The following is a 15,473-nucleotide window of genomic DNA, read 5'->3' as shown; positions in this document are numbered from 1 at the left end:
TCTCCTATGATGATTTTGGGCGTTGACCCCGGGCTTACTCGCTGCGGGGTCGGCGTGATTGAAGCCGGCGTCTCGCGTCGGCTTTCTTTTATTCACGTCGATGTGTTGAGGTCTGAGCCTGATCTTTCGCAAGATTTGCGACTTTTAAAGATTTATAATGGATTAGTTGAAAAAATTGAGCGTTTTTCGCCTGATACTGTGTCTATTGAACGTGTTTTTGCGCAAGAAAATCGAAATACTGTTCTTGGCACTGCACAGGTTGCAGGTATTGCAATGCTTGCTGCAGCTCAGCGCAATATTCCTGTTGCTTTACACACTCCTACTGAAGTTAAACTTGCTGTAGCTGGAAACGGAAAAGCTCAAAAACCTCAAGTAGAGCGTATGGTCGCGCGACTACTTGGACTTAATGTTTTGCCTACTCCTGCTGATGCTGCCGACGCTTTAGCTCAAGCTATTTGTCATGCTCTTCGTCCTTCTGGTGCTTTACAAGGTGGCGAGCGCGAGCAGCATCTAACTGCTGCGCAGAAACAGTGGGCTTTAGCTCAAGCTCAGGCGCGTAAATCTTCTTCTGTCGTTCGAGGCATGTAGGATATTAATAGAACAGATGTTCTATTATAATTGTATTTGACTTTATGTGCTTTAAGCTATGAGTTTTTGTTAAGTGGGAGTGAGTTTATGATTGGAATGCTTGTTGGACAAGTTGCGTCAATTGATGCTCGTTCTGCTCTTATTGTTGTTTCTGGAGTTGGCTATGAGACTTATATGCCTTCTCAAGATTTGTCTTCTTTGCATGAAGGCCAGGAAGTTCGCGTTTATACGTCGCTTCAAGTTTCGCAAGATGCTTTAACTCTTTATGGTTTTACAACTCAAGCTGCTAAACGAATGTTTTTGCAAGTGCAAAAAGTTAGTGGAATTGGTCCTAAAGTTGCTCTTTCTATGCTTTCAACTTTGAATGTTGATCGTCTTTTACAAGCTATTTCTGAGGGAGATGTAACTTCTCTTTCTTCTGCTCCTGGTTTAGGGAAAAAGGGTGCGCAGAAGATTATTTTGGAATTGAAGGGTTCTCTTGATCCTTCGATACTGGCAGATAGTTCTAATGATTCGGCTCAATTTAATAAGCAGATTATTGATTCTAGCGTGCAATGTGTAATAGAGGGTCTTGTTTCATTGGGTTGGAGACAAGTTGACGCTCAAAGAGCAGTTGAGCAAGTTTGTGCAGATAATAATATTTCTACTCCTATATCTGATGCAGATTTGCCTAATGTTTTACGAATGGCATTAGCTTCACTTGATAGGGGTAGGTAATCATGTTTGTAAAGAATCTAGTATTGGGGGAGTTGAAGTGAGTGAAGAGTATACTTCTGCGCTAAATACTGGTGTTGCTGAAGAATCCTTACGCATGGTTTCTTCAACGCCTTTAGGAAATGAGCAACTCAGTGATGAGGAACTTCGTCCTCGCGCATTAGAAGGTTTTATTGGTCAACCAGTTTTAAAAGCGCAATTGCAACTGTTTTTAGATGCTGCTAAAAAGCGTGATGTTGCGCCTGACCATATGTTATTGGCTGGCCCTCCTGGATTGGGAAAAACTACATTAGCAATGATTGTTGCTAATGAATTGCAAGTTCCTATTCGAATTACTTCAGGTCCTGCTATCCAGCATGCTGGAGATTTAGCTTCTATACTAAGCGCGCTTGACGCAGGTGAGGTGTTGTTTATTGACGAAATCCATCGTTTGCCTCGTGCTGCAGAAGAGTTGCTTTATATTGCTATGGAAGATTTTCGCGTTGACGTTATGGTCGGTAAAGGTCCTGGTGCCTCATCAATACCGCTAACCCTTCCTCGTTTTACTGTAGTTGGAGCTACCACTAGGGAAGGAATGTTGCCTTCTCCATTGCGCGCTCGTTTTGGTTTTACTGCTCACCTTGATTTTTATCCTCACGAAGAGCTTGAAAAACTTATTGAGCGATCTGCTAAAGTCTTAGGAATTCGCCTTATAGATCAAGCTGCTAAAGAGCTATCGTTACGCTCTCGTGGCACTCCTCGTATAGCGAATCGCTTGTTGAGACGTGTCAGAGATTGGGCTATTGTGCATGATTTGTCAGAAGTAAATCATGAAGCTGTTGTTGAAGCGTTAGCTTTATACCAGATTGATACACAAGGTCTTGATCGACTTGATATTGCAGTTTTGAAGGCTATGGTTTGTCAGTTTAACGGTGGACCGGTTGGTCTTAATAATCTAGCTGCAATGGTTGGTGAAGAAGCTGAAACTGTTGAAACAGTATGTGAACCATATTTAGTGCGTGAAGGATTCTTAATTCGCACTCCTAAAGGTCGTGTTGCAACTAGTAAAGCTTGGAAACATTTGGGCTTTAAAGAGCCTAGTAATGTCAGTGAGCTAGCTTAAAATAATTAACTTGGACGGCATTTCGACCGTCTTAGGGTTGGATACTTAAGGAGTTTACTTTGCCTCAATTTTTCCAGCAGTATGGCATGCTTATTATTCTCGTTGTAGCAATGGTTTGCATGATGATGTTCCAGACTCGCAATGCTAAGAAGCGTCAAGCTGAAATGCGTTCCTTCCATGAATCTTTGGAACCAGGTACTGAAATTATTACAATCGGCGGCATTATCGGCAAGATTGTAAGCGTAGATACTCAATATGAAGAGATTGTTATCGATTCAGAAGGTAGTTTGATGCGAGTATCTTTCCGCGCTGTGAACAGATTGTATGTGCGTCCAGCGTTTATTAGCGATGAAGAAGCAGAAGAAGCTGCACAAGCTGAAGAAGCTAAGCAAGATGATGCAAATAAATCTGTAAGCGAAGATAACGAGCCAGTATCAGAATCTGCAGAATCTGAAAAGTAATAACTTTTATCTCATAAATTTATAATTTAATACTTAAGTCGTGATGTGTGAGTCAGCACATGTCTCACGCATCACGCGAATATGTGACATTCTTTCCATATTCCAATAACAAGTCTTGTGAAGAAAAGAACGTTAGGATTATGACAGCAACGGATATTACAGTGAAAACGTTGAAAACAGTAAGCAACGATGATGCCGCTTATCTTGCTTCTTTGATTCGTACCGTTCCAGGATTCCCCAATCCTAGTATTATATTCCGTGATTTTCTTCCTATATTTTCAAATGCGCGCTCTTCGCGAATTCTTATTGATTCTTTAATTGATGCCTTGCCTGTGCCAGCTGATTCAATTGATTTGATTGCTGGGCTTGAAGCTCGAGGTTTTCTTTTTGGACCATTGTTGGCATCTCGGTTAGGCAAAGGTTTTCTTGCTATTCGTAAAGCTGGTAAGCTACCTCCTCCAGTTATTACTGAGTCATACATGCTTGAGTATGGTCAGGCAAGTATTGAAATTGAAAGCGACGCTATTAAGCCAGGTCAACGTGTGCTTATTGTTGACGATCTTATTGCAACTGGAGGCACTGCAAAAGCTGCTGCAAATATTGTCAAGCGCGCTCAAGGAATAGTTGCAGGTTTTAGTTTTGTTATTGAACTTACTGGTATTAGTGGAATGAGTGAGTTATGCGATTATCCTTGCAGTAGTTTAATTACTATGCCAGCTTAAAAGTTTATTATTATCGCTTATTATTAAAGTAATATCCTATTTAAAACAATATATTGGTTTTGCACCTAAAAGAATTGAAAGGAAAAGGCATGGTTGAAAAGCTTAAGTCATCCTTAATAAACATGTCTAAAGGTGTAATAACTCCTGTTATTGTTATTTTTATTTTTTCTCTTACGATAGGTCTTTTCTTATCTCTCACACTTCTTGTGGTTTCTATCGAAGAAGGAACAGGTAATCTTTCTGAATCTGCAATGTCTATGACTTGGGCTGTGTTTATGTTTGCTCAAGGCGTGGGTCTTACTTTTGGAAATTGCATTCTTACGATTATTCCTTTAGGCCTTACTTTTCTACTTATTTCAACGCTTGTATGCTTAATTCGTCGTATTAAAGGTGGGAATATAGCATATTTTACTGGGCTTGTAGTCTGGGCTGCTATTAATGCGATACTTTCTCAAAATACGCATGTTACTTTACTTGATTCTACTTTTATTGTTGCTTGTAAATCTTCTTGTGTTTATTTAATTTCGTTACTTATAGCGGTTTTCCCAAGAAGCTCGCTGTTTGTATCTGCTAAGCAGCGTTATAAGCAAATATGTCCTGAGTATATTCAAAAAAATATTCGTATTACTAAGCGAACTGCGGTAATTTTGTTCGGTTTATATGCGTTTGTTGCGTTAATAACTGTTGTGGTTTGGGCTTGTACAAATTTTGGTTATGTTAATTCATATTTCAATAAACTAGGCATGCAAAATGGTTCGCGTATTCTTACAACTATTGCTTGCTTAGTTTGGTTGCCTAATGTTGCTATTTGGGCATTATCTTGGATTTGTGGATCTGGATTTAATATTGGATCTGTTGCACAATTTACTTTAACAGTTTCTCAACGTAAATCTTTGCCGCCTATTCCGGTTTTTGGAATATTTCCTGATGCTGTTATTGACGTTGTGCATCGCACTGTTTTTTACTCTATAGTTCCAACTTTATGCTTTATTGTAATGTTTGTAGCTTTATTGCATAAAAGCGGCTGTGGCTTGCGCCTAAAAAATATTATTGATAAAACTGAGCGTGAGTCTTTTATGTTGAACGCTATAGAAGCTGCAACTGATAGTGTTGGCGTATCCGCTTTAATTACAATTATGTGGACTGTTGTTTTTTCAATAGCAAATGGTTCATTAGGGGAATGTCGACTTTCTTATATTGGAGTTGACATTATTGAAAGTACTAGAGCTGTTGGTCATCTTACTCTATACGCTTCTGCTGTAGCATTGGTTATTTCAATTTTTAGTATTCTACTTATTTGTGGTGCGAGATATTGCTTAAATCTTATTGCTGCTAGTAAGTCGAATAAACCTGTAAAATTTGCAGAATTAATCGAAAATAAGGCTAGTAATAAAAATAATCAACCTTTGCCTTTGAAAAAAGCCGCTCCTAGGACGGTTTCATCGAAGGCTAAAAGAAAATAATTCCTCACTACTATTTTGGGAAGGAAGGCCGCCGTGCAACAGACACAGAGCAAAGAATCAAACGCAAATGTGCTGATAACCACAGGTGAAAAGCAAATTCGTAGAGTTCTTGTTTCAGTTTTTCATAAAGAAGGACTTGAAATATTAGCTGAAGCATTTAGAAAGGCTGATACTGAAGTAGTTTCAACCGGCTCTACTGCTGCTAAATTGGCGGAACTTGGCGTTCATGTTACTGAAGTTTCTGACATTACTGGTTTCCCAGAAAGTCTTGATGGAAGAGTGAAGACTTTAGATCCGCATATTCACGCTGGAATTCTTGCAGATATGAGTAATGCTGATCATGTAAAGCAACTTGAAAAGCTAAACATAAAGCCGTTTGATGCTGTAGTAGTTAATTTGTATCCGTTCGTAGACACTGTAATGAGCGGTGCTGATAGTGACGCAATTATTGAGAAAATTGATATTGGTGGACCTTCTATGATTCGTGCTGCAGCAAAGAATCATAAGTCTGTTGTCGTTATTACAGATCCTGCAGATTACCAGCTTTTAGCTAATAGAATCGTTTCAGGTGAAGGCTTTAATTTGCAAGAGCGCGAATATTTGGCTGGTAAAGCATTTGCTCATACAGCAGCTTACGATGCTTCTATATCTGAGTGGACAAGTAAAGCATGGCAGAAGCCTGAAAGTTTGAACACAAATGATGAAGAAGATAGTAAAAATGCTGAATCTGTGAAGCTTCCTGCAAACTACACGCGCACTTGGAGCTTAGAGCATACGCTTCGATATGGCGAGAACCCTCATCAGCAAGCAGGATTGTATTTAGATCCTCTGCATAAGGGCGGTTTAGCTCAAGCTGAGCTTCTTGGCGGAAAACCTATGAGCTACAACAATTATGTGGATGCGGATGCTGCTTGGCGTGCGGTTTGGGATTTTGCTCCACAAATTGCAGTTGCTGTTTGCAAGCATAATAATCCATGCGGTTTAGCTATTGGAACTAATGCAGCTGAAGCTCACAAGAAAGCTCACGCTTGCGATCCTGTAAGTGCTTATGGTGGTGTGATTGCTTCAAATACTACAGTCACTTTAGAAATGGCAGAAAGTGTGCGTCCAATTTTCACAGAGGTTATTGTGGCTCCAGACTATGAGCCTGAAGCTTTGGAATTGCTTCGCACTAAAAAAAAGAACCTCCGCATTTTGAAGGTTGCAACTCCGCCAGTTTTAGGTTTGCAAGTTCATCCTATTGACGGCGGTGCTTTAGTTCAGTCTGCAGATAAGATTGATGCAGTTGGTGATAATCCTGAAAACTGGACGCTTGTTTCTGGAGATCCTGCTGATGCTGATACTTTGCGCGATTTGCAATTTGCTTGGCGTTCGCTTCGTTGTGTAAAGTCTAACGCAATCCTACTTGCGCATGATAATGCTACTGTTGGCATTGGTATGGGGCAGGTTAATCGCGTGGATTCGTGCCATTTGGCTGTTGAACGTGCGAATACTTTGGCTGATGGTGCTGAACGTGCTCGTGGAGCTGTTGCGGCTTCGGATGCTTTCTTCCCATTCGCTGACGGTCCGCAAATTTTGATTGAAGCTGGCGTTCGCGCAATCGTGCAGCCTGGTGGCTCTATTCGCGACGAAGAAGTGTTCGAAGCTGCGCGCAAAGCTGGTGTAACGATGTACACTACCGGTACTCGTCACTTCTTCCACTAAAATTGCTTTAGCTAAGATTCATAGACAAATAAATTAATCAATATTATGGATGCAGCGTTTGTGTACTTCAAGCGCTGCATCTTTGTGTTGGTACCTAAAACAACTCATGTTTTCTTATCGCGGAGCAGGTATGATACAAGTATGACAGATAGTGAGCATCAGACTAGAAGCACTAAAACGGAACATCCGTACGTGTCGGAAAAACGTGAGGGTAAACCTTATGCTGAATGGATTGTAGCAATTATTATTGGACTTTGCGCATTATTGGCATTTATAGGATATGTAAAAGCCGCCACAGTTGTTATTTCTGTGACGGCTGTACTTCTAGGAGTTATGCGCTTAATTATGCGTCAGCGTAGCCCTTGGAAAGTTCGCTCAGTTGGCTTTGATTCTTTCATCAGTATTACGCTCGGCATAGGTTTGCTTATAACATACGCTTCAATTATATTTTTGCTATAATTTTATTCTTAAAGATTGTTCGCAACGTTATTGTCAGATACGTTTTGAACGTATTCATAGCTCATATCTGGTGCTACAGGAGCATCTGCTTTTGTGTCTGCAAAGTTTTGTATTGGTGCAGGATTTGTTTCATTTGATACAGCAGGTTTTTGTGCTGAGTTTGAAAGAAGCTTTGTTAATAGCAAAACTAGGCTAACAAGCGCTGCAGCAAAAATTGGAGCAATCCAGAATACCCACAATTGACTTAGTGGTTTAACTTCCAAATCATGAGAGTTTGCGAATAATGCAATGCCGGTAGAGCGAGCAGGATTCAAACCAGCTCCTGTAATTTGATATGTAATGAAAGCACCAGCTGCGTATGCAATACCGATGTGTGTTGCATAACCGCATTTAGTATTACCTTCATGGTCTGTGCTGCGCAATGCAGTGGCAACAATCAAAATAACAGCAATAACTTCAACTAATAACGCAGATACTATTCCGAAAGACAAGTTTATTTCTTTTAGTTGACGTGCAGAAAGAGATGCCTTTTCGAATCCGTTTACTATTGAAACAAACCAATACTTTTTGTCAAAACCTGAGCCTTGGCCAACTTGTGATGGATTAATGCTTGAATTCTGCTGAGGAATAATAAGAATAAACAATCCTGCAGCTGCAATAGCACCAAGAACTTGGGCAACAATGTAGCATAATCCTGCAGTGTATGAAGTGCGTCCAGTAAGCATCGAAGCAACTGTTACTGCAGGGTTAAGGTGCCCTCCAGAAACTTTAGATGCAATATATGTCGCTGCAGCATAAGCGATACCAGTGCCGGCGGCAATCATTAAAACGTTGATTCCGTACATTACAGTAGTAAGAGAATAAAAAGTGTAAACAACGAACATCGCTAAAGCTGTAGCAATAAATTCAGTACCAATACGAACAATAAGTGGCGCAGCAGTTTTAGTTGTGCTGCACGGTGTATCTGTAGTTTTAATCATAACTTTCCTTAATTTTAGTTGTGCCGCTTTGTTAATGATTGCAACACAATGAAACCTAGGCTATACTATCACGGCTATGCCATACGGTAACATAGGAAGACGTGGTGTTTTTTGATTTATTGCAAATTTAATAAATTGCCACATAAATTAGTAAGTTAATGAGTAATGAATTGCTTATACTGCGTATTCTTAAGTAAATTCTGGCGCAAGTATGTATGTAATTCTTTAGGTCACGTTGGGAGAACGATGCCAAACGCATATTCCCGCGCCAATCAGGCGCATTCAGATGACAACAACGCCATTCGACTGCAGAAGCTGCTTGCTGAAGCGGGATTTGGTTCAAGACGCAAGTGTGAAGAGATTATTCTTGACGGGCGTGTTGAAGTAGACGACGAATTGGTTACAACACTTGGTACTCGAGTAGATCCAAAACGTCAAAAAGTGCGCGTTGATGGATCTCGCGTAAAGTTCAACACAAAGCTAGTAACGCTCGCATTGCATAAGCCTAAGCGAGTTCTTAGCGCAATGGACGATCCAAAAGGTCGCTTTACTTTAAGAGATATTGTTGGAGACAAGTACGAGCGAATTTTCCACATGGGACGCTTGGATTACGATTCTGAAGGTCTTATTTTAATGACCAACGATGGCGAGCTAAGCCAGCACGTAATGCACCCAAAGTATGAGGTTGAGAAAACTTATATTGCAACTGTTGAAGGCAAAATCAACGGTATGGTTTGCCGCCGCTTGGTTTCGCAAGGCGTGAATCTTGAAGATGGTTGGATTAAGCTCGACCGTTGCGCAATAATCGACCAGAATCACGACACAACCATGGTAAAAATTGTGTTGCATTCTGGCAAAAATCGTATTGTTCGCAGGATTTTTGGAGCCGTTGGTTTCCCTGTAAAGCGTCTTGTTCGTACGCAAATTGGCCCTATTAAATTGGGTGACTTAAAAGCTGGATCGTATCGCGTGCTTTCTCAAACAGAAGTGCGTTCGCTTTCTAAGGAGGTTGGCCTGTGATTTGTGTAGCAATTGATGGACCAGCAGGAGTAGGTAAGTCTTCTACTTCTCGTGCTTTAGCACAATACTACGGTTTTGCGTATTTAGATACGGGTGCAATGTATAGAGCTGCTGCTTGGTGGTGCTTGAAACAAGGTATTGATTTAAGCACGAAGCTTGAATTGGATGAAGAAGGAAATCCTGTAAATCCAGCGGATACTGAACGTTTTAATCAAATTATTGAAGCTGTTGGAGCCTTATTTACTGAAAGTGACGCTGACTTTAGTGTTAATCCTAAGAATCCTGTAGTGACTGTCGAAGGTGAGGATATTAGCGAAGAATTGCGTTCCAGCGAAGTTTCTTCGCATGTGTCTACTGTATCTTCGATTCCTGCAGTTCGCCGTATGCTTATTGCTGCTCAGCGAGCGTATATTGCTTCAGAGTCAGATGAAGATTCTTTCTCAGGCGGAGAGGGAATAGTTGCAGAAGGACGCGATATTACTACTGTTGTTGCTTCTAATGCTCAAGTTCGAGTGCTTCTTACTGCACGCGAAGAAGTGCGTCAAGCTCGCAGAAACAAGCAGAATATTGCGCAAGAAAATTTGCAAAATAATGAATCTAAAAATAATGAATCTGAAGAAGACGATATTCACGCTCGTGACGCTAAAGATGCTAAAGTTACGCATTTTCTTCAAGCAGCAGACGGTGTTACAACGCTAGATAATTCTGATTTGACTTTTGAGCAGACTCTTGATGCTCTTGTTGAAATGGTTGACGCTGCTATCGAGCAAGATGAGTACGACCGCTATGCTGCTAATCTTGAAGGCTACGATCTTGACGATGAAGACCGTGCGCTTCTTCGAGGCGACGAAGTAAGTCAAGACGATGCAAAAGACTCTAAAGCTGTTGGAGTAATCGCCATTATAGGTCGACCAAACGTTGGAAAATCAACGCTTGTCAATCGTATTTTGGGCCATCGTGTAGCTGTTGTAGAAGATACTCCAGGTGTTACGAGAGATCGCGTAAGCTACGACGCTGAGTGGGCTGGAACTAACTTTAAGCTGGTTGACACTGGCGGCTGGGAAGCAGATGTTGAAGGCATTGATTCTTCTATTGCTCAACAAGCGCAAATAGCAGTGCGTTTAAGCGATGCTGTGATTTTCCTAGTAGATGGTCAAGTTGGTTTAACAGCTACAGACGAGCGTATTGTTTCAATGCTTCGTGCTGCAGGTAAGCCTATTACTCTGGCAGTTAACAAGGTTGACGATGCTAGAAGCGAGTATTTGACTGCAGAGTTTTGGAAGCTCGGAATGGGTGAGCCTTACGGAATTTCTGCAATGCACGGCAGAGGCGTTGGAGATTTGCTTGATGCAGCTCTCAATTCTTTGAAGAAAGCGAATAAAACTTCAGGATTCTTAACTCCAGAAGGACTTCGCAGAGTTGCTTTAGTGGGTCGTCCAAACGTTGGTAAGTCTTCGCTTTTGAATCATTTAGCTCATGAAGAGCGATCTGTTGTAAACGATTTGGCTGGAACTACTCGTGACCCTGTTGATGAGGTTGTGCGAGTTGACGGCGAGGATTGGCTGTTTATTGACACTGCTGGTATTAAGCGCAGGCAGCACAAGCTTACGGGTGCTGAATACTATTCTTCACTTCGTACGCAAGCTGCGATTGAACGCTCGGAACTTGCTTTGATTCTTTTCGATTCTTCCCAGCCTATTGCAGAGCAGGATTTGAAAGTTATGAGCCAGGCTGTGGATGCAGGTCGCGCAATCGTACTTGTGTTTAACAAGTGGGATTTGATGGACGAATTTTCCAGACAGCGCATGGAACGCTTATGGAAAACTGAGTTTGAGCGCGTAACTTGGGCTGAGCGCGTAAATCTTTCTGCAAAAACAGGATGGCATACGAATCGTCTTGCGCGCGCTATGCGAACAGCTTTAGACAGCTGGGATAAGCGCATTCCTACAGGCAAGCTCAACGCTTTCTTAGGGCGTATTCAGTCTGCTCATCCGCATCCTTTGCGAGGCGGAAAGCAAGCGAGAATCTTGTTTGCCACGCAAGCTTCTACGCGCCCACCGCGTTTTGTAATATTTACAACTGGCTTCTTAGAGCACGGATACCGTCGCTTTATTGAGCGATCACTTCGAGAAGAATTTGGATTCGAGGGAACTCCTATTCAAATCTCCGTAAAAGTACGAGATAAGAAGAAGCGCAAATAAAGCGCGATTAAGTCACAAGTAAGTTGGTGTTAAGTAAAGTAGGAGCGTATATGGCTGGTTTGAGCGAGTTAGCTTTCGATTTGCATCATGCTAGCGAAGATGAGATTTTTCAAGCATTTGTTGATTGGGTTAAAGATAACAAACATGTAGATTTGTGGCCGCATCAAGAAGAATCCATCATGGATTTGCTTGCAGGAGACCACGTTATTTTAAACACTCCAACAGGTTCTGGAAAATCTCTAGTAGCACTCGGCATGCATTTCACAGCACTCGCCACCGGCAGACGCTCCTACTATACTGCGCCAATTAAAGCTCTCGTATCCGAAAAATTCTTCGATTTAGTAGCTATTTTTGGGCGTGACAACGTTGGTATGATTACAGGCGACTCGCATATTAATGCGGATGCTCCAATAATCTGCTGCACGGCGGAAATCTTAGCAAATCAAGCTTTACGTGAAGGCGTAAATGCTGAAGTTGATTGCGTTGCAATGGACGAATTCCACTACTATGGTGATCCAGAGCGTGGATGGGCTTGGCAAGTTCCGCTGCTTACACTTCCAAATACGCAATTCTTACTTATGAGTGCAACTCTTGGAGACGTAACGGATATTGCGGAACGCTTAGAAAAATCAACAAAAAGAAACGTCGATATTATTGCAGACGCTCCAAGACCAATCCCACTCGAATATGAGTACACAGATAAGCCACTTGCCACAACTGTAGAACTCTTATTTAACAAGGGTTTAACGCCAATCTACGTAGTTCATTTTTCGCAAGACGCAGCTCTAGAAACAGCTCAAGCGCTAGCTAGTACGGGAGTTTCTAGCAAAGAGCAGCGAGACAAAATTGCTCAAGCGATTAAAGGCACTAAATTTACTACAGGCTTCGGCAAAATTTTGCAAAGGCTACTGCGCACAGGCGTTGGCGTACATCACGCTGGCATGCTTCCGCGCTACCGCAGGCTTGTTGAACAGCTAGCTCAGCAAGGATTGTTGCCCGTTATTTGCGGCACAGACACTCTTGGCGTTGGTATTAACGTGCCAATTCACTCTGTTGTGCTTACAGCGCTAACAAAGTTTGATGGGAATCGTAGTCGCAAGCTTCGCGCTCGCGAGTTTCATCAAATTGCAGGTCGTGCAGGCAGAATGGGGTTTGATACAGAGGGCTTAGTAGTTGCAGAGGCTCCAGAGTTCGAGATTGAAAACGCGCGCGCTGTTGCAAAAGCTGGCAATGACCCTAAGAAGCTTAAAAAAGTTAAGCGTAAGAAGGCTCCAGAGGGCTTTGTTGTTTGGGGCGAACCAACGTTTACTAAGCTTATTGAAAGTGCTCCAGAAACTTTGAATCCTCATATGGTTGTAACGCATTCAATGATTTTGAACGAAGTTACGCAAGGCGGAGACGCTAGAGCACGCGTTGAAAAACTTATTGAAGATAGTGCGCAAAAGCCGCAAGATAAAGAGAAATTGCTTGAGCGTTGCAACGATATTTTCCAAACTCTGCTCGATACTCAAGTTATTGAATCTAAAAAGCGCGCGAACGGTTCTTGCAATTATGAGCTTGATGTTGCAATGCCTGAAGGCTTTGCGCTGGATCAGCCGCTTTCTCCGTTCTTGCTCGCAGCTTTGGAACTTCTTGACCCAGAATCTCAAAGCTATGCGCTTGACGTAATTTCTATGGTTGAAGCAACTTTAGATGACCCTAAGCCTGTTCTTCGCGCGCAGGAGCGTAAGGCTCGCGATGCTGCAATGGCTGGAATGAAAGACGATGGCGTTGACTACGAGGAGCGCATGGAACGCTTGGCGGAAGTCAGTTACCCTAAGCCTCTTGAAGATTTGCTTGAGCCTGCTTTTGCGCAATATCGCAAGGATGTTCCTTGGGCAAACGACTACTGGATTAAGCCTAAATCTGTGCTTCGAGACATGGTTGAAACTGCTTCCGATTTTACTGGATATATTTCGCGCTATGGCATTGCTAGAAGTGAGGGAACGCTTCTTCGCTATCTTTCGGACGCTTACCGTTCGCTTGCTCGCACTGTGCCAGAAGATATGTTTAACGAAGAATTGCGTGACATTATTTCGTGGCTTCGTCTTGTTGTGCGCTCTATTGATTCTAGTCTTGTTGACGAGTGGGAGAGTGCTGGAGGATCGGATGCTGAAGCTAGCGCTGTAACTACGGCTGCGCCTTCAACTTCTGAGTCTGTAGTTGAGGATCGTCGTGGACTTATTGTGTTGATTAGAAACGCAATGTTTCGTCGCGTGCAGCTTATGGATTTGGAAGATGCGGATACTTTAGGAGAGCTTGACAAGGCTTGGGGTTACGGAGTTCACGAGTGGAATGATGTTCTTGACGATTACTACGACGAGCACGAGTATGTTGGAATAGATGCCAAGGCTCGAAGTGGCGACTTGTTTATTTTGGATGATTCGCTTGAGAAGAGTGAACATTCGTGGAAAGTTCGGCAGATAATCGACGATTCAGACGGGGATCATAATTGGGCTATTACTGGCGTTGTCGATTTAGATACAACGCAAGATGAAGGTGAAGTTGTGTTCTTCGATTACCAAGTTTCGCACGTGTGATTTTTAAAAATGTGCTAACAGAATGCGAAATGCAAGACGCAAAATGCAATCGAACGTTTGTTCTATATGTAGTGTAAGCTGGTATTTATGGAGCAGGATTTATTTGCAGCAAGCAGCGCGCCGAGTAATGTAACTCGTCCGTTGGCAGTGCGTATGCGCCCGAGCAGTATTGAAGACGTGCTAGGGCAGTCGCATGCTCTAAAAGAAGGTTCGCCTTTGCGTAGGCTTGCAAATCCGCAATCTAAAGGTTCTCTTACTGCTCCAAGTTCTGTTGTGTTGTTTGGTCCTCCGGGAGTCGGTAAGACTACGCTCGCTTATATTGTTGCTCGTCAGTCTGGTCGAGTGTTTGAAGAGCTTTCTGCTGTAACGTCCGGAGTTAAAGACGTTCGTGCGGTACTTGATCGCGCGCATGAGCGTTTAGTGAGTAATGGTCAAGAAACAGTTTTATTTATTGACGAAGTTCACCGTTTTTCTAAATCTCAGCAGGATGCTTTGCTTCCAAGCGTTGAAAATCGCGACGTAACTTTTATTGGTGCTACTACCGAAAACCCGAGCTTTTCAATCATTAAGCCGTTACTTAGCAGATCAGTAGTTGTTAAACTTGCGTCGCTTAGCGTTGAAGATTTGCATACGCTTATTGAACGTGCGCTAACTAGCGAAAACGGTCTTAATAATCAGCTTAAAATCGACGATGACGCAATAGATTCTATTATTCGCTTAAGCGGGGGGGACGCTCGCAAAACTCTCACTATTTTAGAGGCGGCTGCAGGGGCAGTAACAGGAGATGTTGCGTTGCAGCATGGCAAAAAGAAGCCTGTAATTACTGATGATATTGTTTCTAACGTAATGGATACTACTACAGTTCGTTACGACAAAGATGGCGACGATCATTACGATGTGATTTCTGCTTTTATTAAGTCGATGCGCGGAAGTGATGTTGACGCTTCTTTGCATTACTTAGCGCGAATGCTTAGAGCTGGTGAAGATCCGCGTTTTATTGCAAGGCGAATTATGATTGCTGCTGCAGAAGAAGTTGGTATGGCAGCTCCGCAAATTTTGCAAGTAACTGTTGCTGCAGCTCAAGCTGTTGCTTTAATCGGAATGCCGGAAGCGCGCATTATTCTTTCTGAAGCTGTGATTGCTGTAGCAACTGCTCCTAAATCAAACGCAAGCTATAACGCTATTAATAAGGCTTTGCAAGACGTTGATGCTGGAAATATTGGTCAAGTGCCTCTTCATTTACGCAACGCCCCGACTGCTTTGATGAAAAGTTGGGGAAACCATGACGGGTACAAGTATGCTCACGATTATCCGGGTGCTGTGGCATCGCAACAGTATATGCCAGATGAGCTAGTTGGTCGCGAATACTATCAGCCGTCGAATCGTGGCTACGAGCATGAGCTTACTCAACGCTTATCTCAAATCCGTGCCATTCTTCACAATTCTGAAAATAAAAATAATAAAACTAATTCGTAAATGT

Annotated in this window: 13 protein-coding genes; 12 read left to right on the top strand and 1 reads right to left on the bottom strand. The window is 42.4% G+C overall.

Annotated elements, in window-relative coordinates; all coding sequences use genetic code 11:
* Positions 1-6 precede the first annotated feature (6 nt).
* From ruvC to K9E37_RS00815, 8 genes are all read left to right on the top strand, one after another.
* Positions 7-588 (top strand): crossover junction endodeoxyribonuclease RuvC, encoded by a 582-nt coding sequence (gene ruvC / locus K9E37_RS00850; protein ID WP_012914216.1) that lies wholly within the window; start codon positions 7-9, stop codon positions 586-588.
* A gap of 87 nt (positions 589-675) precedes the next feature.
* Positions 676-1,305, top strand: coding sequence for a Holliday junction branch migration protein RuvA (gene ruvA, locus K9E37_RS00845; protein WP_248893375.1), 630 nt, complete (start codon positions 676-678; stop codon positions 1,303-1,305).
* A gap of 94 nt (positions 1,306-1,399) precedes the next feature.
* A complete protein-coding gene (gene ruvB / locus K9E37_RS00840) occupies positions 1,400-2,404 on the top strand; it encodes a Holliday junction branch migration DNA helicase RuvB (protein WP_217431467.1) in 1,005 nt (334 codons plus the stop codon).
* A 59-nt stretch (positions 2,405-2,463) separates the two neighbouring features.
* Entirely contained in the window at positions 2,464-2,865 is a 402-nt protein-coding gene (yajC, locus tag K9E37_RS00835) for a preprotein translocase subunit YajC (RefSeq protein WP_064621375.1), read from the top strand.
* A 140-nt stretch (positions 2,866-3,005) separates the two neighbouring features.
* A complete protein-coding gene (locus K9E37_RS00830) occupies positions 3,006-3,587 on the top strand; it encodes an adenine phosphoribosyltransferase (RefSeq protein WP_012914213.1) in 582 nt (193 codons plus the stop codon).
* Positions 3,588-3,676: 89 nt separating this feature from the next.
* Positions 3,677-5,050: a cell division protein PerM gene (locus K9E37_RS00825; protein ID WP_012914212.1), complete on the top strand. Its 1,374-nt coding sequence runs from the start codon at positions 3,677-3,679 to the stop codon at positions 5,048-5,050.
* 33 nt (positions 5,051-5,083) lie between these two features.
* Positions 5,084-6,754: a bifunctional phosphoribosylaminoimidazolecarboxamide formyltransferase/IMP cyclohydrolase gene (gene purH / locus K9E37_RS00820; protein ID WP_248893373.1), complete on the top strand. Its 1,671-nt coding sequence runs from the start codon at positions 5,084-5,086 to the stop codon at positions 6,752-6,754.
* 141 nt (positions 6,755-6,895) lie between these two features.
* Positions 6,896-7,213, top strand: a complete 318-nt coding sequence (locus K9E37_RS00815) for a hypothetical protein (protein ID WP_012914210.1) — start codon at positions 6,896-6,898, stop codon at positions 7,211-7,213.
* 8 nt (positions 7,214-7,221) lie between these two features.
* Here K9E37_RS00815 and K9E37_RS00810 read toward each other — a convergent pair whose 3' ends face one another.
* The gene (locus tag K9E37_RS00810) at positions 7,222-8,193 is read right to left on the bottom strand and encodes an MIP/aquaporin family protein (RefSeq protein WP_004108851.1); all 972 of its coding nucleotides are present in this window, start codon (positions 8,191-8,193) and stop codon (positions 7,222-7,224) included.
* A gap of 246 nt (positions 8,194-8,439) precedes the next feature.
* Here K9E37_RS00810 and K9E37_RS00805 point away from each other — a divergent pair, with 246 nt between their 5' ends.
* The 4 genes from K9E37_RS00805 to K9E37_RS00790 all read left to right on the top strand — a co-directional run bounded on the left by K9E37_RS00805 (position 8,440) and on the right by K9E37_RS00790 (position 15,469).
* On the top strand, positions 8,440-9,213 hold the full coding sequence (locus K9E37_RS00805; RefSeq protein WP_041160499.1) for a pseudouridine synthase: 774 nt from the start codon (positions 8,440-8,442) through the stop codon (positions 9,211-9,213).
* Complete coding sequence (der, locus tag K9E37_RS00800; RefSeq protein WP_248893371.1) at positions 9,210-11,414, top strand: bifunctional cytidylate kinase/GTPase Der; 2,205 nt, start codon at positions 9,210-9,212, stop codon at positions 11,412-11,414. The genes K9E37_RS00805 and der overlap by 4 nt, the downstream gene beginning before the upstream one ends.
* Positions 11,415-11,464: 50 nt before the next feature.
* Complete coding sequence (locus K9E37_RS00795) at positions 11,465-13,993, top strand: DEAD/DEAH box helicase (RefSeq protein WP_012914207.1); 2,529 nt, start codon at positions 11,465-11,467, stop codon at positions 13,991-13,993.
* An 87-nt stretch (positions 13,994-14,080) separates the two neighbouring features.
* Positions 14,081-15,469 carry a replication-associated recombination protein A gene (locus tag K9E37_RS00790; RefSeq protein WP_012914206.1) on the top strand — a complete coding sequence of 463 codons (1,389 nt, stop codon included), beginning with the start codon at positions 14,081-14,083 and terminating at the stop codon, positions 15,467-15,469.
* Positions 15,470-15,473 lie beyond the last annotated feature (4 nt).

The organism is Gardnerella swidsinskii (assembly GCF_023277705.1).
Lineage (GTDB): Bacteria > Actinomycetota > Actinomycetes > Actinomycetales > Bifidobacteriaceae > Bifidobacterium > Bifidobacterium swidsinskii.
This window is presented reverse-complemented; position numbering and strand designations above follow the sequence as displayed.

Excerpts from the sequence above, each read along its gene's own strand:
- ruvC (WP_012914216.1), top strand. The coding sequence starts at position 7 with ATGATGATTTTGGGCGTTGACCCCGGGCTTACTCGCTGCGGGGTCGGC.
- ruvA (WP_248893375.1), top strand. The coding sequence starts at position 676 with ATGATTGGAATGCTTGTTGGACAAGTTGCGTCAATTGATGCTCGTTCT.
- ruvB (WP_217431467.1), top strand. The coding sequence starts at position 1,400 with ATGGTTTCTTCAACGCCTTTAGGAAATGAGCAACTCAGTGATGAGGAA.
- K9E37_RS00830 (WP_012914213.1), top strand. The coding sequence starts at position 3,006 with ATGACAGCAACGGATATTACAGTGAAAACGTTGAAAACAGTAAGCAAC.
- K9E37_RS00825 (WP_012914212.1), top strand. The coding sequence starts at position 3,677 with ATGGTTGAAAAGCTTAAGTCATCCTTAATAAACATGTCTAAAGGTGTA.
- K9E37_RS00815 (WP_012914210.1), top strand. The coding sequence starts at position 6,896 with ATGACAGATAGTGAGCATCAGACTAGAAGCACTAAAACGGAACATCCG.
- K9E37_RS00810 (WP_004108851.1), bottom strand. The coding sequence starts at position 8,193 with ATGATTAAAACTACAGATACACCGTGCAGCACAACTAAAACTGCTGCG.
- K9E37_RS00805 (WP_041160499.1), top strand. The coding sequence starts at position 8,440 with ATGCCAAACGCATATTCCCGCGCCAATCAGGCGCATTCAGATGACAAC.
- K9E37_RS00795 (WP_012914207.1), top strand. The coding sequence starts at position 11,465 with ATGGCTGGTTTGAGCGAGTTAGCTTTCGATTTGCATCATGCTAGCGAA.
- K9E37_RS00790 (WP_012914206.1), top strand. The coding sequence starts at position 14,081 with ATGGAGCAGGATTTATTTGCAGCAAGCAGCGCGCCGAGTAATGTAACT.